The organism is Pricia antarctica (assembly GCF_900101815.1).
GTDB lineage: Bacteria > Bacteroidota > Bacteroidia > Flavobacteriales > Flavobacteriaceae > Pricia > Pricia antarctica.
The window spans coordinates 104,140-125,701 of record NZ_FNAO01000003.1; the positions used below are offsets into that span (position 1 = coordinate 104,140).

Annotated in this window: 19 protein-coding genes; 10 read left to right on the top strand and 9 right to left on the bottom strand. The window is 44.2% G+C overall.

Going from position 1 to position 21,562, the window contains the following annotated elements; genetic code table 11:
• The first annotated feature begins 61 nt into the window (after nucleotides 1-61).
• Both BLT07_RS05715 and uvrB read left to right on the top strand, forming a co-directional pair.
• The gene (locus tag BLT07_RS05715) at nucleotides 62-1,513 is read left to right on the top strand and encodes a T9SS type B sorting domain-containing protein (RefSeq protein WP_091866697.1); all 1,452 of its coding nucleotides are present in this window, start codon (nucleotides 62-64) and stop codon (nucleotides 1,511-1,513) included.
• A 59-nt stretch (nucleotides 1,514-1,572) separates the two neighbouring features.
• A complete protein-coding gene (gene uvrB, locus BLT07_RS05720; protein ID WP_091866699.1) occupies nucleotides 1,573-3,561 on the top strand; it encodes an excinuclease ABC subunit UvrB in 1,989 nt (662 codons plus the stop codon).
• Nucleotides 3,562-4,239: 678 nt separating this feature from the next.
• Here the strand turns inward: uvrB and BLT07_RS05725 are convergent.
• Complete coding sequence (locus tag BLT07_RS05725; RefSeq protein ID WP_091866701.1) at nucleotides 4,240-4,665, bottom strand: Hsp20/alpha crystallin family protein; 426 nt, start codon at nucleotides 4,663-4,665, stop codon at nucleotides 4,240-4,242.
• Between the two features lie 332 nt (nucleotides 4,666-4,997).
• Complete coding sequence (locus BLT07_RS05730) at nucleotides 4,998-5,399, bottom strand: hypothetical protein (protein WP_091866703.1); 402 nt, start codon at nucleotides 5,397-5,399, stop codon at nucleotides 4,998-5,000.
• 127 nt (nucleotides 5,400-5,526) lie between these two features.
• On the opposite strand from BLT07_RS05730, the gene BLT07_RS05735 reads away from it, so the two are divergent.
• Nucleotides 5,527-5,889 (top strand): DUF1456 family protein, encoded by a 363-nt coding sequence (locus BLT07_RS05735; protein WP_091866705.1) that lies wholly within the window; start codon nucleotides 5,527-5,529, stop codon nucleotides 5,887-5,889.
• 45 nt (nucleotides 5,890-5,934) lie between these two features.
• Here BLT07_RS05735 and BLT07_RS05740 read toward each other — a convergent pair whose 3' ends face one another.
• On the bottom strand, nucleotides 5,935-6,270 hold the full coding sequence (locus tag BLT07_RS05740; protein WP_091866707.1) for a hypothetical protein: 336 nt from the start codon (nucleotides 6,268-6,270) through the stop codon (nucleotides 5,935-5,937).
• A 187-nt stretch (nucleotides 6,271-6,457) separates the two neighbouring features.
• Nucleotides 6,458-6,931, bottom strand: coding sequence for an Lrp/AsnC family transcriptional regulator (locus tag BLT07_RS05745; protein ID WP_139205110.1), 474 nt, complete (start codon nucleotides 6,929-6,931; stop codon nucleotides 6,458-6,460).
• A 559-nt stretch (nucleotides 6,932-7,490) separates the two neighbouring features.
• Between BLT07_RS05745 and BLT07_RS05750 the strand changes: the two genes are divergently transcribed.
• From BLT07_RS05750 to ald, 5 genes are all read left to right on the top strand, one after another.
• Nucleotides 7,491-10,439, top strand: a complete 2,949-nt coding sequence (locus BLT07_RS05750; protein WP_091866711.1) for a TonB-dependent receptor — start codon at nucleotides 7,491-7,493, stop codon at nucleotides 10,437-10,439.
• Between the two features lie 28 nt (nucleotides 10,440-10,467).
• Nucleotides 10,468-10,977 (top strand): hypothetical protein, encoded by a 510-nt coding sequence (locus BLT07_RS05755; protein ID WP_091866713.1) that lies wholly within the window; start codon nucleotides 10,468-10,470, stop codon nucleotides 10,975-10,977.
• 28 nt (nucleotides 10,978-11,005) lie between these two features.
• Nucleotides 11,006-12,193, top strand: a complete 1,188-nt coding sequence (locus BLT07_RS05760; protein ID WP_091866715.1) for a pyridoxal phosphate-dependent aminotransferase — start codon at nucleotides 11,006-11,008, stop codon at nucleotides 12,191-12,193.
• Nucleotides 12,194-12,320: 127 nt separating this feature from the next.
• Nucleotides 12,321-13,472 (top strand): AEC family transporter, encoded by a 1,152-nt coding sequence (locus BLT07_RS05765; protein WP_091866717.1) that lies wholly within the window; start codon nucleotides 12,321-12,323, stop codon nucleotides 13,470-13,472.
• A 99-nt stretch (nucleotides 13,473-13,571) separates the two neighbouring features.
• The gene (gene ald, locus BLT07_RS05770; RefSeq protein WP_091866719.1) at nucleotides 13,572-14,660 is read left to right on the top strand and encodes an alanine dehydrogenase; all 1,089 of its coding nucleotides are present in this window, start codon (nucleotides 13,572-13,574) and stop codon (nucleotides 14,658-14,660) included.
• Nucleotides 14,661-14,740: 80 nt separating this feature from the next.
• Here ald and BLT07_RS05775 read toward each other — a convergent pair whose 3' ends face one another.
• The 3 genes from BLT07_RS05775 to BLT07_RS05785 all read right to left on the bottom strand — a co-directional run bounded on the left by BLT07_RS05775 (nucleotide 14,741) and on the right by BLT07_RS05785 (nucleotide 17,340).
• A complete protein-coding gene (locus BLT07_RS05775) occupies nucleotides 14,741-15,082 on the bottom strand; it encodes a hypothetical protein (RefSeq protein WP_091866721.1) in 342 nt (113 codons plus the stop codon).
• Nucleotides 15,083-15,355: 273 nt separating this feature from the next.
• Nucleotides 15,356-16,549, bottom strand: coding sequence for an ADP-forming succinate--CoA ligase subunit beta (sucC, locus tag BLT07_RS05780; protein WP_091866722.1), 1,194 nt, complete (start codon nucleotides 16,547-16,549; stop codon nucleotides 15,356-15,358).
• A gap of 143 nt (nucleotides 16,550-16,692) precedes the next feature.
• The gene (locus tag BLT07_RS05785) at nucleotides 16,693-17,340 is read right to left on the bottom strand and encodes an LON peptidase substrate-binding domain-containing protein (RefSeq protein WP_091866723.1); all 648 of its coding nucleotides are present in this window, start codon (nucleotides 17,338-17,340) and stop codon (nucleotides 16,693-16,695) included.
• A 210-nt stretch (nucleotides 17,341-17,550) separates the two neighbouring features.
• On the opposite strand from BLT07_RS05785, the gene lysA reads away from it, so the two are divergent.
• Both lysA and BLT07_RS05795 read left to right on the top strand, forming a co-directional pair.
• Nucleotides 17,551-18,804, top strand: coding sequence for a diaminopimelate decarboxylase (lysA, locus tag BLT07_RS05790; protein ID WP_091866725.1), 1,254 nt, complete (start codon nucleotides 17,551-17,553; stop codon nucleotides 18,802-18,804).
• A gap of 63 nt (nucleotides 18,805-18,867) precedes the next feature.
• Nucleotides 18,868-19,404 carry a thioredoxin family protein gene (locus BLT07_RS05795; RefSeq protein ID WP_091866727.1) on the top strand — a complete coding sequence of 179 codons (537 nt, stop codon included), beginning with the start codon at nucleotides 18,868-18,870 and terminating at the stop codon, nucleotides 19,402-19,404.
• A 135-nt stretch (nucleotides 19,405-19,539) separates the two neighbouring features.
• Here the strand turns inward: BLT07_RS05795 and guaB are convergent, their stop codons facing one another.
• Together guaB and BLT07_RS05805 are read right to left on the bottom strand one after the other, a co-directional pair.
• A complete protein-coding gene (guaB, locus tag BLT07_RS05800; protein WP_091866729.1) occupies nucleotides 19,540-21,012 on the bottom strand; it encodes an IMP dehydrogenase in 1,473 nt (490 codons plus the stop codon).
• Between the two features lie 37 nt (nucleotides 21,013-21,049).
• A complete protein-coding gene (locus BLT07_RS05805; protein WP_091866731.1) occupies nucleotides 21,050-21,523 on the bottom strand; it encodes a heme-binding domain-containing protein in 474 nt (157 codons plus the stop codon).
• Between the last annotated feature and the right edge of the window lie 39 nt (nucleotides 21,524-21,562).

The window sequence follows — 21,562 nt, forward strand, 5'->3', positions numbered from 1 at the left end:
TAAACAAGTATATCCGATTCAAGGAGATTTAGTATCTTGAGGCATTTCATTTTCGTTTTAGATGCAAAAAGAATTGCTATATCTTATGATGTTGTTCATGGCGCAGTTAACCTTTGGCCAAACCTGCTCGTCGTTAACGCAACCACGTGATGGAGCCGTCAATGTACCGGTGAATACCAAAATAAGCTGGTCTGAAATCCCGGATATTATCGGATTTGTAGTTTCTTTTGGTACTGCTCCCGGTGAAGGCGATATCATTAATAACCGTTCGTCGGGCCTCAACAATTTTTACATTCCGGAAACCGGCCTACCCGCAGACACTCAAATTTACGTCACGATAGGCTTCTATAAGGCGGGGCAAAAGTTTACGACCTGCGCCGGAGAAACCTTTCGCACGTCAAAAGTGACCGCCGCACCCAAATGCACGAAGTTAACCGAACCCCTCAACGGCTCCGATAACATAGCGGCGGAAACTAAATTGGACTGGAACTATGCCCCCACGGCAACAGGATACCTTCTTTCGGTAGGAACAACACCTAGTGGATCGGATGTTCTCGATGCTCTGGATGTCGGCAATGTATTAAGTTTTGAACCCTCGGGCGGCCTCCCGGCAGACGGGCCTGTCTATGTTACCCTCACCCCCTATAACGATGCCGGAAAAGCGATATCTTGTGGCGAAGAAAGTTTTACTACCACTTCTGTCGTTATAGACTGCGGTCCGTTTTATGACTACAAAACAGGACAAACGGTATCCCTTGGCCCCGAAATCGATTTCCCCGATCGAATCGGATTATGTAACGACCGTTCGGTCATTACGGTAGAAAGTAGTGATGCGGCGGACGGCTACCGATGGTTTGCTATACATACGGATGGCACGGAAACCCTATTGTCTTCGAGCAGTTCGGTCGAACTAATACAGACAGGCGAGTATCGTTACGAAGCCTATAACTTTGTTACCAGGTCGACCAATACCGTCGAATGTGGCAGCTCAAAGCTATTTGTGGTAAATGCATCTGAAATCGCCCTTATTTCTTCCATTAAGGATGACCAATTCTCCAATGGTAGAAGGGTGGAAGTAAATGTGATTGGGGATGGAAACTATGAATATGCGCTGGATAACAGGGAAGGAACGTACCAAAACAGCAACGTTTTCGAAAATGTTTCCAGCGATTTTCATTATATCTATGTACGGGACCGAAACGGATGCGGCATTAGCGAAAGTTCGGTACAGCGGAATTTGAGTAGTGATGATTTTCCAAAGTTCTTTACGCCGAACGGGGACAATACGAACGATTTCTGGCAGTACATAACCCCCGAGATCGAGGATGAAATTGTCTTGACGGTCATCCATATTTTTGATAGGTATGGTAATCTACTCGCGGTGGTCGACCCCGAATCAAGAGGATGGGACGGTACTTTTTCGGGTCGCCGATTACCTTCTTCCGATTATTGGTATAAGGCCATAGCGTTGAACCAACAAGTAGTCAAAGGGCATTTTAGCTTAATACGCTAACATTCAAATATTCCCCAAATCCCTCACGTCAAACCGGTCTTCTTTTGTAATTTTAGGCGATGAAATTTAAGGTAGTATCAGAGTTCAAACCAACGGGCGATCAGCCTGAAGCCATCAGACAATTGACCGAGGGCATGGAAGGCGGCGAGCAATACCAGACGCTACTCGGTGTTACCGGATCGGGAAAGACATTCACCGTGGCCAATGTTATCGAGAATGTGCAACGGCCCACTTTGGTCTTGGCGCACAATAAGACCTTGGCCGCCCAACTGTATTCCGAATTCAAACAATTCTTTCCGGAGAATGCGGTGGAATATTTTGTTTCCTATTACGATTATTATCAACCGGAAGCCTTTATTCCTACATCGGGACTCTATATCGAAAAGGACCTTTCCATTAACGAGGATATCGAGAAACTGCGCCTGAGTACGACGTCTTCCTTACTTTCCGGGCGACGTGATGTCATCGTGGTGGCTTCGGTATCCTGTCTGTACGGTATCGGCAATCCCGTTGAATTCAAGAAAAATGTGATTTCCATCAAGAAAGATGAGGTAATCGCGCGTACCAAATTCTTACATCAACTCGTTCAAGGATTATATTCAAGGACTACGGCGGATTTTAAAAACGGGAATTTCAGGGTTAAAGGGGATGTTGTGGATGTCTTCCCAAGTTATGCCGACCACGCTTTTCGCATCCATTTTTTTGGGGATGAAGTCGAGGAAATCGAGGCGTTCGATCCATTCAATAATAACGTGGTCGAAGTATACGAAACCCTGAACATCTATCCGGCGAACATGTTCGTTACTTCTCAGGATGTTCTTCAAAACGCCATCCACCAAATTCAGGACGATTTAATCAAACAGATCGATTATTTCAAGGAAATCGGGAAGCCCTTGGAAGCTAAACGCTTGGAAGAACGGACCAACTTCGACTTGGAAATGATCCGCGAACTCGGGTACTGCTCCGGAATCGAAAACTATTCCAGATATCTGGACGGCCGCCTACCGGGCACTCGCCCCTTCTGCCTATTGGATTATTTTCCAGATGATTATCTGATGATAGTCGATGAAAGCCACGTAACGATACCCCAAGTGCACGCCATGTACGGAGGCGATCGTTCCAGAAAAGTCAACCTCGTGGATTATGGCTTCCGCCTGCCGGCGGCGATGGACAACCGCCCCTTAAAGTTCGAGGAGTTCGAGGCCTTACAGAATCAGGTTATATATGTTAGCGCGACCCCTGCCGACTACGAGCTGCAGTTGAGTCAAGGAATTTATGTCGAACAGGTCATACGCCCAACGGGACTTTTAGATCCTGTAATTGAAATCCGACCCAGTCTAAATCAAATCGATGACCTTGTTGAAGAGATCCAACAGCGGGTAGAGAAGGACGAACGCACCTTAGTGACTACACTTACCAAAAGAATGGCCGAGGAACTGGCGAAGTATTTGACACGGATCAACGTTCGCTGCCGTTACATTCACAGCGATGTGGACACCTTGGAACGTGTTGAAATCATGCAAGATCTAAGAAAAGGGATTTTCGATGTTCTTATCGGGGTAAACCTATTGCGGGAGGGCCTAGATCTTCCCGAGGTTTCCCTAGTTGCGATTTTGGATGCCGACAAAGAAGGATTTCTGCGTAGCAACCGCTCCCTGACCCAAACCGTCGGACGCGCGGCCCGGCACCTCAACGGAAAAGCAATCATGTATGCGGACAAGATCACCGCCAGCATGCAAAAGACCATGGACGAGACCGATTACCGCCGGGAAAAGCAGGCCGCCTATAATCAGGAAAATAACATCACCCCACAAGCCCTAAAAAAGAATCTGGACAGTGCACTCTCCAAAAATTCAGTTTCGACCTATCATTTCGAGAAGGAAGAACTGCGTGCCGCCGAACCCGACTTGGACTATCTTACCAAGGACCAAGTCGAAAAATTGATCCGCACCAAAAGAAAGGCCATGGAAAAAGCAGCCAAGGACTTGGACTTTATGCAAGCAGCTCAACTGCGTGACGAAATAAAAATGTTACAGGAGCAGGACTAAAGAAGATTACCGTATTTCAGGACGGTCACATCAAGCCTGCCTCAATAGGGGCAGTCGAGATGACATATACTAAATCACCTCCGAGACTTCGCAGCTGAATTTTAAATTTCTCGCCCCTCGCGCCGCTGAAAGTTAAAGTGAAACCCATATTCCCAAAAAGGTTTAGAGATTCCCGATTTTTGACTTTGTAATCTATATTTTACAGCTAGCCGCCGTAAGACAAATCAGGGTGCACCCAAGCTTATAATTCCTACAATTTTCCCAAATATTCCTTTGGTACCCTACCCTTCACTGTGGTTAATTTTAATAGGGGAAACCCGCCAAGGAATTACTTTACCGAAAAAAAATTATAAATTTTCAAAAATCATCCTCAAAACCGATAAATTTCAAGAAGTATATCAAAATTCCATATACCTAAACAATAGCTAACAATAGTTAACGCTACAGTATTGGTGAATATATTAGTATCAATTATTTTTAGACAAGTCTAAAATACTAAATACCCGACAAAAGCATAGTATTCTATCGATCTTAATCACCAATCGATGTACAGGACCCAATAAGGGCGCAAAAGAAAAGCGCCCTGATCTCTCATGACGCTTCTCTAAACTAACCAACTAAATCCATTTTTATCAACCCCTACGAATAGCGTAAGAAATTACTTTTTTTTAAAGTTCATTACGACAATTCTATCATTCTTTTTGGCTTTGGCAAAGCCTCCTCTTTTTTAGGAAGAACGAACCGCAGAAGACCATCTTCATAGTTCGCTTCAATCTTATCGTTGTCGATAGTCTTCGGTAAGGTAAAAGCCCTCTTGAAAGAAGAGAATGCAAATTCCCTTCTCGTGTAGTTTTCCTCTTTAGCCTCACCTTCGATTTTGACTTCCGAAGAAATTGTCAGGATATCCTTATCGATTTCGATGGTAAAATCGGATTTTTTTCTTCCCGGAGCGGCCAATACCAGCTCAAAATCCTTCTCATTCTCTTTAATGTTCACCGCAGGAGCGGTGCCCACAGCATTCTCCATTCCACCAAACCAATCCGGTTTGAAAATTTCATTCATTAAGGATGGAAAAACTAGATGGTTTCTTTTTGTAGTAGTCATGATATTTATGTTTTAAGATTAAACTTCAAATTCATTTGCACATAGTCAAAGGATATACCAACTGGAAGTTAGCGCCTTTTTGTCACCTATAGACTTCAAATAGCTGTCATTTTGACACTTTTGTGGAAGTGAAAACCTTAGGTGTTGAGATATACGGTAGACTAGGTGTTGTCGAAGCGGAGAGAAGGGAAGGAGTATCAGCAAGCCAACTCGCTAATTTTCAGAAACAAAGGAGCGTTTTATTTGGAATTCCATGATATAAGTAGCTGTATTGGTGAACCTCATATGTTGATTGGTCAACAGCTTAGACCGAGTACCGAGACCTTTGAAATTCAATTATAGTGTGCTTTGAATATGTCAATAAGCACTTTGGGCGGCACTACTTTGTTGGGATAATCATGCATAACGGCAAGAACTCGGTCGATGGCCGTTGGCGGGAGTCCCATTCCCAAACCGATTTGGTGTAAACGGGTAATCTCGATTTCATCTTGAACCTGGTCTACGTTCATCAACAAAACCAGCCGGTGGAACTGCAATATGCGTTCTGCTTGGGTTTTCGGAATGATATGTTCTGCCTTGGTCTCGAAAAGCGCTTCGAAACTCTGCCTATCAACGTTAAGTTGGGAGGATACCCCCAGTAAAAAGTTGTATTCGGGTTCTTTGACCTTGCCATCGACCTTTGCGAAAGCGATCATTTCGGATAGGATACTCAATCTCTCTTTTTTGGAGCTCATAGATATAGTATGGAACGTATTCTATATACAAACGCAAAAATAAGATTTTCGTATGCGAGCCTATGTTAATACGCTCAACGGCGCGTTTAAACATTTTATTTGCTTTATCTTGTCAAAAAAATAAAGAATGACGAACAACGATATTTTTAAGAAGCTTCGGGTAGCCCTAATGCTTAGGGACGATGCCATTGTAGACATCTTGAAATTGGCCGATTTTAAGATCAGTAAGAGCGAACTGGGCGCTTTTTTCAGAAAGGAAGACCATCCTAATTATATGGAATGTGGCGATCAGGTCTTACGGAATTTTTTGAACGGATTGGTAATTCATTTACGGGGAACAAAAGAAAATCCGACACACCCCGGGGACGTTCTGTCCAGGAAAGTTACCCAATCCGCAGCACGGAAAACGCCCAGCTTTAAGGCCCAACAGCGAAAAAAAATAGATAGTAACATTACAAATGTCAAATATAAGAACAAGAAAAAATCCTGATTCGATCACTTTCGTATCAGGATTTCGAATAATTCCCCGAGCTCTTTAGTCCACAATTCGCACCGGGATTGTAAAGATTTTGCCTTCTCTATAAGCCTCTAAATCTACTTTTTCATAATTCAGTTTTTGCTTTATAAAATCCGCCAAAGCCAGATTTTCAGTTTCGACCGACAGCACCACAATTTGGTGCACATTATTAAGGGTGAACCTCACTTGGGCAGTCAAAGCCTTTTCATTCTGGATGAAGGCGTTGTGACTCAACAATTTTGAAATTTGCGCGGAAATACTTTCTGAAGGCTCTACGCTTGTAACTTCGTTTGCAAAGACATTTCCTGCTGCCAGTAGCATTGCAGCTACCAGTACTACACTAAGTTTTCTCATGACTTTTTGTTTTTAAATCCTGAACCGCTGATTAACGGCTTTATTTCAGCATTTGATTAGTACGGATTGATGATGTTACTATAAAGACGGTACATAAGTGAAATTGTTACCGGATTAACAATTTTTTAAGATACTCCAATTTGATTGCTTATCCTTTATATAGAACTTATTCCAGCCTTCAGTGAGGTCATTTACTATCTTGGGTGGTAAAACTGATATGCCTGCTCATATTTTCTTCTACGGACATAAAGGATTCTATGCCCCGAATGCCATCAATGGTCAAAATAGATTCTTGATACAGATTTCGATAATGTAAGCTGTCACGAGCGTGCAGTTTTATGAAAATATCGTATTTACCGGTGCTGTGATGTATCTTGACGACTTCCCTGACCTTTGATAATTCTTCCATTACTACTTTATATAGATTGCTTTCGCGTAAAAATATACCTAGAAATACCGTCATTTTCCAGCCCATCTTACTGTAATCGAGCGTTAAGGTCGCCCCTTTGATGATTCCAAGATCCTTCATTTTTCGTGTTCTCATATGTACCGTTCCAGGTGATATTCCGGCGCGTTTTGCCACCTCGGTGTAGGGCATTTGGGCATCGTCCGACAACAAAGTCAGTATTTGGTGGTCTATTAGGTCTAGTTTGTCTCTCATTCGTACTTTCTGGATTTTAACTACCTGCACAAAATCGTTTGCCAATCAAGCTTTGAAAATTAAAAATTGATAAATCCTCATTATTTATTTAGAAAATATGGATTTCAGTAAATATAATTTAAGCATTTTAAAAATTAGGGTATAATACAATAATAAACATGTCATTTTACTGATAATAATATAATTTAAATATCCCTTGATTTTGGATGTAATAAAAATGATTTTTCAATCATTTTCTACATATCGATAGCTTACGCATCCTAAAAAATGAAAAGCTGAGGATATGACTGGAATAACTTTATAAACTTTTTATTCGTCAGCTTTTAAGCTTGTAAGCTGCTTAAAATCAGTCCTTCACTGTGCCTCCAAATTTTTATTTATCAAAAACTCCCTCTAATATTGTACCTGTTGTTTTGCTGCTTTAAAAGCGGAATAATGACGTAAAGTATCCGGAACTTTTCTTTTGTGCTTTTTTCAATGTTTCATTCTCCGTTTGGGAAGTTGCAGCGATTAAAGCGCTGTACGAACACTGTTTAGAATCCACCAAAACCTTGTACTTATGAAGAAAGCGTTACTACTTACATTGATTTTTTTAACTTCGATCTGTCTATTGCAGGCTCAAGAAATAATGATTACCGGTACGGTTGTCGATGACCAAGGGGTCGTTTTGCCCGGTTCGGATGTAATCATTAAAGGAACCACCAAAGGCGCAACTACAAATTTCGATGGGGAATTTACTATCGACGCGCCTGCCGATGCCGTTTTGGTATTCTCCTCATTGGGCTTTGGCAAAAAGGAAGTTTCAGTCGATGGTCAGACCTCCTTAAACGTTGTTTTAGAAACCGCAGCGGAACAGCTGCTGGAGACCATCGTAATAGGCTCTAGGGGAAAACCCAGAACTGCTTTGGATACCCCTGTGCCCGTTGACGTTATCAACATCGCGGAACAGGCCATAAATATGCCTCAGCAGGACCTTTCCCAAATGTTGGCGGCCTCCGCACCTTCTTTCACCGCCTTTCAAAGTGGTGGCGGAGACTTATCCTCGTTTGTTAGCCAACCCAGTCTGCGCGGTCTTGCCGCCAGCCAAGTATTGGTATTGGTTAACGGCAAACGTAGGCACACCTCGGCCATCTTAGCTGGAAACCAAACCGGTACCCCCGGCCCTGCTGTTGATATGAGCTTTATACCGAATATAGGTGTTGAGCGTATAGAGATTCTCCGCGATGGTGCCTCCGCACAATATGGCTCAGATGCCATAGCAGGGGTTATCAATATGGTCATGAAAAAAGGTACTGGTAAATTTACGGGCTCCCTGACCGGTGGGGCGTATATCAATAGTTCCCCGGACTTCAGTGATTCCGACCTTACCGACGGGGAGCGGGCGTTCAACAAATCCACGGGAGATTGGGATGGTTATAATTTTCAGTTCGATGGCAACTATGGTTTAGGTTTTGAAAATGGAGGCTATTTTAACGTTTCCGCGCTTGTAGCATCTTCTGAACGAACTATCCGAACTAGCGTTTTAGACATCGCCCGAGCCCCGCTATACAGCAGCGATTACCTTAATAACCAGACCACCAATGTCAGGGGGGTTCCCATTATTACCAATCCTGAGCTTATTGCTGCCCAGTCTGGCGGGGATGCCGCTGCCGTTGCCAGTTTGGGCACCGTCGAGGGTCTAATGGCAGCACGGGGTATCGAGCAGTTTGATGCGGCAACGTATTCGGGCCTCCCTGCCCAGACCAAGATGAGCTTGGCCTTTAATATGGAAAATCCCCTGAACGAAAATACCGACTTCTACGCCTTTGGAGATTTTGGATATAAATATACCGACGCGTACAGCTGCTTTTATAGAAGGGCGGCACAGGCAGATCGAACTAGTTACGCCCTGTATCCCAACGGATTCAGACCGCAAATCTATACAGACCAGTACAACCTTTCGTTAGCGACCGGTATAACCGGTGTTTTGGGGGATTTTGATTTCGACCTCAGCAATATCATAGGTACCAATTCGGCACAGTATGGTATGTTCAATACTTGGAACGCCAGTATCGGGGAATCGTCGCCTACCGAAATGAACCTTGGAACGCATCGCTTTTTACAGAACACCCTTAATTTTGATGCTACCAATTTTTATGAGGGTGTTTTAGAGGGATTAAATGTTGCCTTCGGAGCTGAATTACGGGTCGAAAACTATCAAATTATAGCGGGCCAGGAAGAAAGCTGGACTGCAGGTACCGCAGGAGTCTTTACCGCCACACAGGATAATCAACTAATCATAGGTCCTGATGGATTTCCTTTGGAAGATTTAGATGGAAACCCCATCGTAGATACCACTGGCGCCCCAATAGTGCTGCCCAATGCCGGTGTCAGCCAAGAATTAGTAAAAAACTATGCGTTGAATTGTCAGTGTTTCAGGGGCTTTGCCCCTGAAAATGAAGGCAATCGATTTCGATCGGTAATGGCGGCCTATGGAGATTTGGAATTGGATGTCACGGAAGATTGGCTCGTATCAGGGGCATTACGTTTTGAAAACTATTCCGATTTCGGGAATGTACTTACGGGAAAAGTGGCAACCCGATATTCCATTGGTGAAAAATTTGCAGTTCGAGGATCGTATAGCAGCGGCTTCCGAGCCCCATCGTTACAGGAATTGGGATATTCGCACAGTTTTACATTTTTCGTAGGATTAGTTCCCTTTGATGGCACCCTATATCCGAACAGTAGCTCTCCGGCACGCGCTTTGGGTATTGGGGCTTTACAGGAAGAACGCTCTCGAAACGTAAGTGTGGGCTTTACCGCGGAAATCGGAAAATTCGACTTGGCGGTGGATGCCTATCAAATCGACATTTTCGATAGAATATTTCAGACCAGCGAATTCAATTCAAGTCAGGCACCTGTATTAGCGCCTGTTATCGGCTCGGGTCTGGCGAACTTCAGAATTAACGGAGGCGATATTAGCACCAAGGGGATAGAAGCCGTACTGAGCTACACTACCCATTTTGGCAACGGTAAATTAGGATTTGATCTTGCAGGTATATTTAGGGAAAATACTTTTGAAGGTGCCAATGTTCCTGACCTCAATACTGCTCTGACCGATGAAGAACTTACCGAATTATATGTTAGTCGCGACCTTATAGGACAATTTGAGACCGGTACCCCCGGCAGTAAAATCATTGGTACCCTGAACTACTCGACAGGTAAATTCTCTACGATGCTCAGGGGAACACGATTCGGATCTGTACAGACTAGAGATAGTCGCGAGCGTGACCTTTTGGGAGGTGCCTTCGGTTTTGCCGATCAATATTTTACACCTGAATTTACGGTCGACCTTGGCCTTACCTACAGCTTTTCCGATACCGTTAGTTTAACCGTGGGGGGCAACAACATTTTCAATGAATATCCAGAAATTATTAGATATGAGCTTCGAACCTTCGGTCTCTACTCGCAATACCAGCAAGGGTCGACGGGGGCCAACTATTTTGCACGATTGACCTTTACCCTGTAATAAACGCGTTGAACCTTAAAGAAAAAAGATGGAAAAACATATACAAAGCACCTTTCTCTTAGTACTAATATTCGGAATGTTCTCTTGCGAGCAAGAAAGGCTAGAACCTATTCTCACTACCGCCGAAGGTGGTGGCACCTTAAATGAATACGTAGCGTATGACCTAGCTTCGACCGATCCTACCGGTTCGAACGTTTATGGAAGGGTCGTCTTTTACAAGACCACCCTAGACCAGACCTTAGCGCAGATATCACTTTACAATACCATTGCAGATTTTATGCACCCTGCTCTCGTATTGGAAGGGCCCACGGGAACGGACGTGTCAACCTTGATAACCCTGAATGATATCGATGGAAGCACTGGAGAATTTTCGAATAGCAAATTTTTCATTATTGAGGATACCGCTTTTTACGATTCGCTGGAAGGCGAAGCAGCATCGTTGGACGCTCACGTGAGCATTTACCTTAGCGATGCCGACGATACAATAGTCGCAACCGGCGATATCGGCATTAATGCAATGCCAGTTGCAACAGATTAGAACTTTTAACTTAAATCCATATAACACTATGAGTACATTAGACAGAAGGGCATGGTTGAAGCGAGGCGCTTTGACAGCCGCAGGAGCATTAGTAATGCCACACCTAAGTTTTGGCGAGACACCCAGGGCGCAGCTAAAATTCGACAACCGAGGCAGAACATTGTACAGTCCGTTTTTTAAGGAGTACAATGCAGCCGTTTTCCCGGACGAAACTAAATTATTGGCCAAACTAAATGCCAACGAAAACCCGTACGGTCCATCGCCAATGGCGGTCGAGGCCTTCAAAAAATCGGCGCACTTTGGCAACCGGTACGCTTGGAAGGAACTTTTTGACCTCGTGGACAAGATTGCCGTTCTGGAAAATGTCGATGCGAAGAATATCATGATGGGGCCGGGTTCTTCCGACCTTTTGGAAAAAACGGCCATGATCATGTTCGCCGAAGGTGGCAACGTGGTTTCCGCAGACCCAAGCTACATGTCGTTGATCAAGGTGGCCGAGGCCACGGGCGCGTCATGGAAGGCCGTTCCCTTAAAAGAAGATTGGTCACATGATCTCCAAGCTATGGAAGCGGCTATCGATGCCGACACCAAACTGGTCTACATCTGTAATCCGAACAACCCCACCGGTAGTATGACCGACCATACCGAACTCGTCGATTTCTGTTCTCGGGTATCCGAGAAAGTACCTGTTTTCGTCGATGAGGCCTACATGGGCTTTTTAGAGGACGGTGATACGAAAAGTATGGTATCGCTGGTCAATCAGGGCAAGGACGTCATCATTGCGCGGACCTTCTCGAAAATACACGGTATGGCGGGTCTAAGAGTTGGCTACATAGTCGCCAAGGAAACTACCTTGGATAAAATTCAAGCGGTGACCCGCGGCGGTATGGGCATTACTTATCCCTCGGTATTTGCTGCATCAGCCAGTATGGACGATGTAGAATTCAAAAACAAATCAAGAAAACTGAACGCGGAATGTCGGGAATTCGTGTACGCTACGCTCGATAAAATGGGCTATGAATACGTGCCTTCCTTTACCAATTTCATTCTTTTTCCGATTGAAATGGATGGGGAAGCCTTTCTAGAAAAAATGACCGCACAACAGGTGGGCGTCCGAGCTTTTGAAGTCAAAGGCAAAAACTGGTGCCGTGTCAGTATGGGTACTATGGACGAGATGAAACTTTTCGCCGCTGCCTTTGAGAAAGTAATGGTTTAAGTTAAGTTGGCCCGAAGAGCCGGGTTTTTACGTACGATTTGCCTCGATACGGAGATTATCCGGCTTTGAAGGGTTACTTCATATTTGTTTTGAACACTATCTACAAACCTTTAAACTTGAAAATGACATGAACTTTGCCCTTCAAAATACCCTAGAACTCGTTTTGGTCATTGGCCTTGGGCTTCTACTTCAAAAAAAAATAGCGAAACAAGATTTAAAAGGCGTTAAAACTATCATTCTCAGTGTGGCGCTGCCCGCTGTTATATTTGTCGCCCTTCTAAAAATAAAATTGGAAAGCTCTCTCTTGATTTTTCCCCTGCTTGCACTTGCTTTTAACCTGATTCTATTTTTAGCGACGAAATATGTACTCGCCCCTTCCCTTCCTAAAAACGAGGGGCCTAAAAAACGGACCCTGATGATGCTCATGCCCTCGTTGGCACCGGGACTATCATGTTTCCCCTTTATCGTCGTCTATCTCGGTGACGATTCGTTGGCCTTGGCGGCCTTGGCGGATGTAGGTAATAAAATTTTCGTTTTGATCTTGCTCTACATGCTCGCTATGCATTGGTATCATTTACGTTCCTTAAAAACTATTAAAACCTCTTCGAAAAGTAAACTGCGTGATCTTGGTCTGGCACTATTGAGAGAACCTATCAATATGGTGATCATTGTCGGGTTGGTGCTATTGGCGCTTGGCCTGAACCTGGAATCACTTCCTGTTTTTCTGCAGCACACCATTGGAGAACTTAAGATGATTATGGCCCCCTTGATACTTTTGTTTATCGGTATGGCGGTACGTATAAAATCCGGGGAATTCGGTATTATCGTTTCATTGCTGGCAAGACGCGCGGGAATTACCTTTTTAGTGTCCGCTGCTTTTGTTTTCCTATTTCCTACGTTGAGTCCCGCTCTACTATTATTACTGGTAGTTTTCCCGCAGAGTGCCTGTAGTTTTTGGCCCTTTGCGCATATGAGCGCCATAAGTACCCTTGAGGACACCGATGCCCAGAAAAAACCGACTTTTGATATTGATTTTGCGGTCAATGTTCTGGCCTGCTCCCTCCCCTTTTCGACCGTTATGGTTATCGGAATTTTTTCCTTCGACCAGCTGTTTATAGACCCCATAGTTTTACTGGCCTTCGGAGCTTTGTTCATAGGGGGCTCTTTCATGCCTAATTTGATACTTCGATTGAAAGGGGATGAGCAGTCGGAACCATCCGGAAATTACAGTACGTACGTAGGCCTAAACGCCCAATCACAATCTTCGGAGGACAAGTGAAAAGCTTCGGAGGACAAGTGAAAGTTTAGCTGTACACTAAAAAAGCACATACGTTTCAACCCTAAGTATAAAATTCATAGCTCATAAAATCCCCTTCAAATGACAATTGGTGTCCCTAAAGAAATCAAGAACAACGAAAGCCGTGTAGGCATGACCCCAGGCGGCGTATTCGAACTCACAAAAAAGGGTCATACGGTCAATGTGCAGTCCAAAGCCGGGGAGGGCAGCGGCTTTTTTGACAAAAATTATGAAAAAGTGGGAGCCGTAATTTTGAATACACTGGAAGACATTTATACGGCAAGCGAAATGATAGTGAAGGTAAAGGAGCCTATTGAGAGGGAATACCCTCTTATAAGGGAGGGTCAGATCGTTTTCACTTATTTTCACTTCGCCTCCAGTGAACCCTTGACCAAGGCCATGATAGCAAGTAAATCGATCTGTATCGCCTATGAAACGGTCGAAGATGAAGAAGGAACGCTACCCTTGTTGACCCCGATGTCGGAGGTTGCCGGTAGAATGGCGATTCAACAGGGCGCTAAATATCTCGAAAAACCGGTCAAAGGCAGAGGCGTACTTTTGGGAGGCGTACCCGGCGTTGCGCCCGGTAAGGTTCTGGTGCTAGGTGCCGGGGTCGTAGGAATACAAGCGGCCAAGATGGCTGCAGGGCTTGGTGCCCACGTCACGATTTTGGATATTAACATGAAACGCTTGCGCTATGTGAACGATGTCATGCCGCCACACGTGGTGACCGAATTTTCGAACGAGTTCAATATCCGGAAACATATTAAGACCCATGATCTCATCATTGGCGGTGTACTATTAAAAGGAGCTAAGGCACCGAACCTGATTACCCGGGACATGCTGAAGGATATGCGCCCGGGGACCGTTATTGTCGATGTAGCAGTTGATCAAGGCGGATGTGTGGAAACTACAAAACCTACCACCCACGAAGATCCTATTTACATCATTGACGACATTGTACATTATTCTGTAGCGAACATGCCCGGCGCGGTGCCGTATACCTCAACGATGGCCCTTACGAACGTTACCCTGCCCTATGTACTTAAACTTGCCAACCTGGGTTGGGAAAAAGCCACCGAATCTGATGATGCACTTCGCAAAGGCGTGAATATAATAAGGGGAGAAGTGGTATACGACGAAATTATAGAAACCTTCGGTTGGAACTAATACCAATGTAATAAATCCCACTAAAAAAGCTCCTAATTACGAATTGGGAGCTTTATTCAAAATTTATCAGGTAATCCGAATTATTTTTTAACCTCTATAGGAACGCGATAAACGATACCTTTTTCAAAAGTTCCCTTATTCAGTTTTTCGAAGTCGATGCTACTTCGTATAAAGGCTGCCAAAGCCTCATTTTCCGTCTCCACCGATAGTACTCTTATATAATTCCCGTTGTCTATGGCAATTCGTACTTCTGCTTTAGAACCTCGAATATCATCCGGTATGGCAAACTCACCCAACATCGTATATATCTGGGAAGCAATTATCTTCGCGGGTTTAGGCTCGTGCCGATCGATGTTTCCATCTGACGCATGACTTAAATTAAAGGTAAGGACGAATATCGCTAAAAATAGTATTTTTTTCATGTCAAAAAAGGCTTTTAAAGTGGATTTTTTATTTTCTATTATAAATATATGATAAAAAATCGTTGTGAAATTGAGTATTTAATAAAAATTAACACTAAAAAATAGGAATGTCAAAAAATGATATTAAAAGCTGACGAATCGTTAGCTTTTAATAATGGCGTCCTCAAAAATACTGGTGACTACGGCACATTGACATTGCCCTAATTTTAAATCAATCATAAAAAAAGGATGCCCTGTTGAAGGGCATCCTATATTCTTTAGAAAACAAAAATTTTATTTCAATACTTCCTTGACTTTATCCGCAGCTTCCTGAAACTGGACGGCGGAATGTACTGCCAATCCCGATTTATCGATAATTTCTTTGGCGAGTTCGGCGTTGGTGCCCTGCAAGCGCACGATAATAGGCACTTTCATGGCATCGCCCATATTCCTGTAGGCATCGACGACCCCTTGGGCCACACGATCACAACGTACGATACCGCCAAAAATATTGATTAAAATGGCTTTGACACCATCGTCTTTCAAGATTATGCGGAAGGCCTCTTCTACCCTTTTTGCATCGGCGGTACCGCCCACGTCCAAAAAGTTGGCGGGTTCACCTCCGGCCATTTTAATCAAGTCCATCGTGGCCATGGCCAATCCGGCACCATTGACCATACAGCCCACGTTTCCATCGAGATCGACATAGTTTAAGCCAACAGCGCGCGCTTCCACTTCAATGGCATTTTCTTCCCTTAAATCACGCATCTCCGCATACTTTTTCCTTCGGAAAAGCGCATTGTCATCAATGGACACCTTGGCATCCACAGCCATGATCTTATCATCCGATGTTTTTAAAACCGGATTAATTTCGAACATACTGGCATCGCTTTCGGAATAAGCCTTGTACAAAGCGGTTACAAATTTGGTCATCTCTTTAAAAGCCGTACCCGACAGTCCCAAATTGAAAGCAATCTTTCGTGCTTGAAAAGGCATTAGCCCGGTTGCGGGATCGATTTCCTCATTAAAAATAAGATGGGGTGTTTTTTCGGCGACTTCTTCGATATCCATGCCGCCTTCGGTGGAATACATAATCATATTTCTTCCGGTGGCCCGGTTCAATAAGACAGACATATAGAATTCGCTCGTTTCACTATCCCCTGGGTAATACACATCTTCGGCCACCAATACCTGATGTACTTTTTTACCCTCGGCGGAAGTTTGAGGGGTAATCAGGTTCATTCCAATAATTTCCCCTGCTATTTCCTCTACTTCCTTTAAATTTTTGGCCAGTTTGACCCCACCGCCTTTTCCGCGGCCACCTGCATGCACCTGAGCCTTAATGACGTGCCAGCCTGTTCCAGTTTCGGCGGTCAGCTGTTTGGCCGCATCTACGGCTTCCTTGGCGTTGTGGGCCACGATGCCACGCTGAATGCGCACACCGAAGCTTTCCAATATCTCTTTTCCTTGGTATTCGTGAAGATTCATATATTAAGGTGTATTTAGGTTCATTTACAAAAGTAACAAATTTTAGTTGGCAGTAAATAAAGTTCAAGCTCAAGTGTCCAGTTCAGGTTCCAGATGTTATCGGTGCTCGGTACGTCTGCTTACCGCTACTGCGAATTTGAACGCTACTGCTCACTAACCTTAAAATCCTTAAAATCGAGCGGATCGAAATTCCTAAAATCACCGTTCATCTCAATCGTTTGTTTAGTACGATCCACTTCCTGCAACACCTTAATGGTCGAAACCAGATGTGATTTTATAAAAGATAGTCGCTCACTTTCTTTCCGCAATTTTAACAAGTGGTACTCTTGATCGAAAGAAAGTCCCATTTTATGTGCCAATACGAAGCTGTTAAACTTTTCAACGGGAAGGGGCGTGAAGGGTACGTCCATTAGTTCGTAGAGCTGGTGCAAATTATTGAGTACTTCAGTTTTCATGGCCTTATCGGCGTCGTTGACATTATCCAAAAACTCGATTTCTCCGCCGGCGTAAAGTTTTCCTTTCATTTCATTATTAAAACTGAGAATCCGGAAAACCTGCCGCGCTACACAGGTCACATCCATTGCTCCATTTTCATGTGAATTTACGATTTCTACAAGCTGCACCTCGGTACCAAAGGCCACATTATTATTGATATATACCGGAATGCCAAAGGTTACCGCCTCTCTTCTACAGTCGTGTATCAGCTGTATATACCGCTCCTCGAAAATGTGTAGCGGGACCGTCTCTCCTGGAAAAAATATAGATTGTAATGGGAACAAAGGTAATTTCATGGTTTTTTCAATTTTTGATAAAAGTACGACTCAAAAGAATAATCGACAACTATCAATTCTGCCGGTTAGCCACTCGGAATTGCTGGATATGCATGTGACCATATATGTTTTGTTACAAAAATAACATTTTGTTGTATTTTTTATATTTCCCTCGAATTCTTTGCCCATATCGGATGAAGGCGTTAGCTTTGTATCAAATTAATGATGTCCATGAAAAATGCCGATTTACTAAAGATTGCCGCTAGCTATGGTGACCCCGTCTATGTTTATGATTCGGAAAAAATTATTTCGCAGTTCCAACGCTTGACCAACGCTTTCAGCGGCGTTAAAAATTTAAAGCTCAACTACGCGGCCAAGGCCCTATCGAACCTGGCTATTCTTAAATTGATGAACAGTTTGGGCAGCGGGTTGGATACCGTTTCCATACAAGAGGTTCAATTGGGATTATTGGCAGGCTTCAACCCTGAGGATATCATCTTTACGCCAAACGGCGTGTCTTTGGAAGAAATCGAGGAGGCCTCGAAATTGGGTGTTCGTATCAATATCGATAACCTGTCGATATTGGAACAATTCGGCAATAAGCACCCAGATATTCCCGTTTGTGTGCGCATCAATCCCCATGTAATGGCAGGGGGAAATTCCAAGATTTCAGTGGGACATATCGACTCCAAGTTCGGTATCAGCATCCACCAGATTCCCCATTTGCTGCGTATCGTCGAACTGACGAAAATGAACGTGAACGGTATACACATGCATACTGGGAGCGATATTTTGGATATCGATGTTTTTCTCTATGCGTCTGAAATTCTTTTCGAGACCGCGCAGAATTTTAAGAACCTTGATTTTATAGATTTTGGTAGCGGTTTCAAAGTACCTTATAAAGAAGGGGATATACAAACGAATGTTGAGGAGCTCGGTAAAAAATTAGGCGATCGCTTCAACGAATTCTGCAAGGCCTATGGCAAGGAATTGACCTTGGCCTTTGAGCCCGGTAAGTTTTTGGTCAGTGAAGCGGGACATTTTTTGGCCCGGGTCAATGTGGTAAAACAGACTACCTCAACGGTATTCGCCAGTATCGATTCTGGTTTCAACCATTTGATCCGGCCGATGCTTTATGGGGCTACGCATCAGATATTGAATATTTCCAATCCCGAAGGTAGGGAACGATACTATTCGGTCGTGGGTTACATTTGTGAAACCGATACCTTTGCGAGCAACAAGCGTATCAACGAAATTTCGGAGGGTGATATTCTTTGCTTTAAAAATGCCGGGGCATATTGCTTCACTATGGCGAGCAATTACAACTCCCGATTTCGTCCGCCCGAGGTGCTATGGCATGAAGGTAAAGCCATTTTAATAAGGGAACGCGAAACTTTCGATGACCTTATAAAGCATCAGGTGGATGTGAAAGATCTGTTCGCCATAAAGGATATCCCGAAAAAGGAAAAGGTGGGCATAAAATAAAGTATCGCTATTTTCGTTGTTCTGGTATGGTTGTTGGAATTCTTCCACAATAAATATTTCTTTATGAAAACGATTTCAAACTATACATTCAAAACCATACTTTTTATCGGTATTGGTCTCTTGTGTCTTTCCGCCGAGGCTCAGGAAGTGGAGTGGCTCACATGGAGCGATGCAGCGGAACTGGTATCGACCGAAAAAAATCCTAAGAAAATCTTTATTGATGTATATACGGATTGGTGTGGATGGTGTAAAAAGATGGACAAAGATACGTTCCAAAATGCCGAAGTTGCCGCCTACATGTCCAAGAATTTTTACATGGTCAAGTTGGATGGCGAAGGCAAAGAACCTATTGAGTACAAGGGAAAGAGCTATAAGTTCGTACCCCAGGGAAGAAACGGCTACCACGAATTTGCCGCCACCTTGATGCAAGGCCGCTTAAGTTATCCGACCACGATATTTTTGGATGAGGAAATGAACATGCTGTCTCCAGTGCCGGGCTACCAAAAACCGAAACCTTTTCTGGATATTGCCAAGTATTTTGGGGATAATATTTATAAAGAAAAAGACTGGAAGGCCTATATCGGGGCTAGCGGGAGATAAAATTAATGTTCAAAGTTGGAGCTGAAATCATCTTTCTCACTTCTTTCTACCCATCATTCCAGTTCTTTTTTAGAAAGATGGACAAAATAGAAAAAGGTTGCTTTCAAACGGTAACAAAATTAATCCACGAATTTTCTACCGGCTATAATTCGGCGACTCCTTGGTAATGGTCACGTCATGCGGATGGCTTTCGTGGATACCACTGGAAGTTATTTTCACAAAACGGCCGTTTTCCTTTAAGGTAGCGATATCCTTTGCACCGCAATAGCCCATTCCGGCCCGCAACCCGCCCACAAACTGGTGAATGCTCTCGTAGAGTTCGCCTTTATAGGGTACACGGCCGACAATGCCTTCGGGAACCAGTTTTTTAATATCGTCCTCAACATCCTGAAAATAGCGGTCTTTACTACCCTCTTTCATGGCCTCGACAGAACCCATACCACGATAGGATTTGAATTTTCGACCCTCGTAGATTATCGTTTCGCCGGGAGATTCTTTCGTTCCTGCAAGTAAAGAGCCCAACATTACCGTATCAGCTCCGGCAGCAATGGCCTTAGGAATATCACCCGTATAGCGAATGCCCCCATCGGCGATTACGGGAACGCCACTGCCTTTAATGGCGGCGGCCACCTCTAAAACGGCCGAAAATTGTGGAAAACCGACTCCTGCTACGACGCGTGTCGTACAAATAGAACCCGGACCAATACCTACTTTGACCGCATCCGCACCGGCATCGACCAAGTATTTGGCCGCTTCCGCGGTAGCAATATTGCCGACAACAACATCGAGATCTGGAAATCTCTTTTTAATTTCCTTTAAAACTGTTACGACGCCTTGTGTGTGTCCGTGTGCAGTATCGATTACGACCGCATCCACCCCGGCATCGACCAAAGCGGCGGCCCTATCGACGGCATCGGGCGTAACCCCAATGGCAGCGGCTACGCGCAATCTGCCGTAGGTATCTTTATTGGCTATCGGTTTTTGGGTCAATTTAGTTATGTCGCGAAAGGTAATCAGGCCGACCAACTTGTAGTTTTTATCCACTACGGGCAGTTTCTCGATCTTGTTCTCTTGAAGAATGTCCTCTGCCTGTTCTAGGGAAGTCCCCTCCCCTACGGTTACTAGGTTTTTTGTGGTCATAACCTCGGAAATCGGCCGGTCGTTGTTCTTCTCAAAACGAAGATCTCGGTTGGTGACGATACCGAGCAATTTTCCTTCATCATCGACAATAGGAATGCCGCCGATACTAAATTCCTTCATGTTCGCCTTGGCATCTTTGACCTGGGAATTTAAAGGCAAGGTTACCGGATCGATAATCATGCCGCTCTCCGCCCGTTTTACCTTACGCACCTTAACGGCTTGCTGTTCAATGGTCATGTTCTTGTGCAAGACTCCGATACCACCCTCCTGCGCCATAGCAATGGCCATTTGCGATTCGGTAACCGTATCCATCGCCGCGGAAACAATGGGCACATTGATAGTAATGTTCCGCGTAAATTTGGATTGGATGTTGACTTTTCTGGGAAGTACTTCGGAATAGGCAGGCACAAGAAGTACGTCATCGTACGTGAGACCTTCGCCTAAAATTTTGTCGTGGTGGGCTTGCATGGCAATTACGTATTAATTGCGTGCAAATGTACGGTTTTTATTGACCGTCAGTCACTGCCGACTTGTATTTTTTTCTGGCTTCTTTCGCCCATGCGATTACCGCATCCTTTTCAGCTTGGGATAACGAACCGCCGTGCAGCCAAGTGTATTCATTCAAGGGCATTTTGCCTTCCTCGACTTCCTCGATCAGTTCTTCCAATTTATGGTCTTTCTTTTTGTCTTCGTAGCTGTCCCAGGCCGAGGCGTTGAAATGTTCGTTCCCTTCTTCGACATGGTCGTTCAACCATAATGAGACCGGCGCAACCTCGGCGTACCAGGGATACACCGTTTTGTTACTATGGCAATCATAGCATTTGGTCTGCAGCACACCCACTACTAATGGGCTCGGCTTGGTTTCTTTTTCAAAGGAGGTTACGTCCCTTACTTCGGCATCATTTTTTTCAGGACGATAGAATTGCAGCGCAATGAGTGCAATCAATAGTAGGATAAGGATTCTTTTTGTGATTTTCATAAGGGATGTTTTTTAGTGGATGCTATGTTGGGTGTAAAA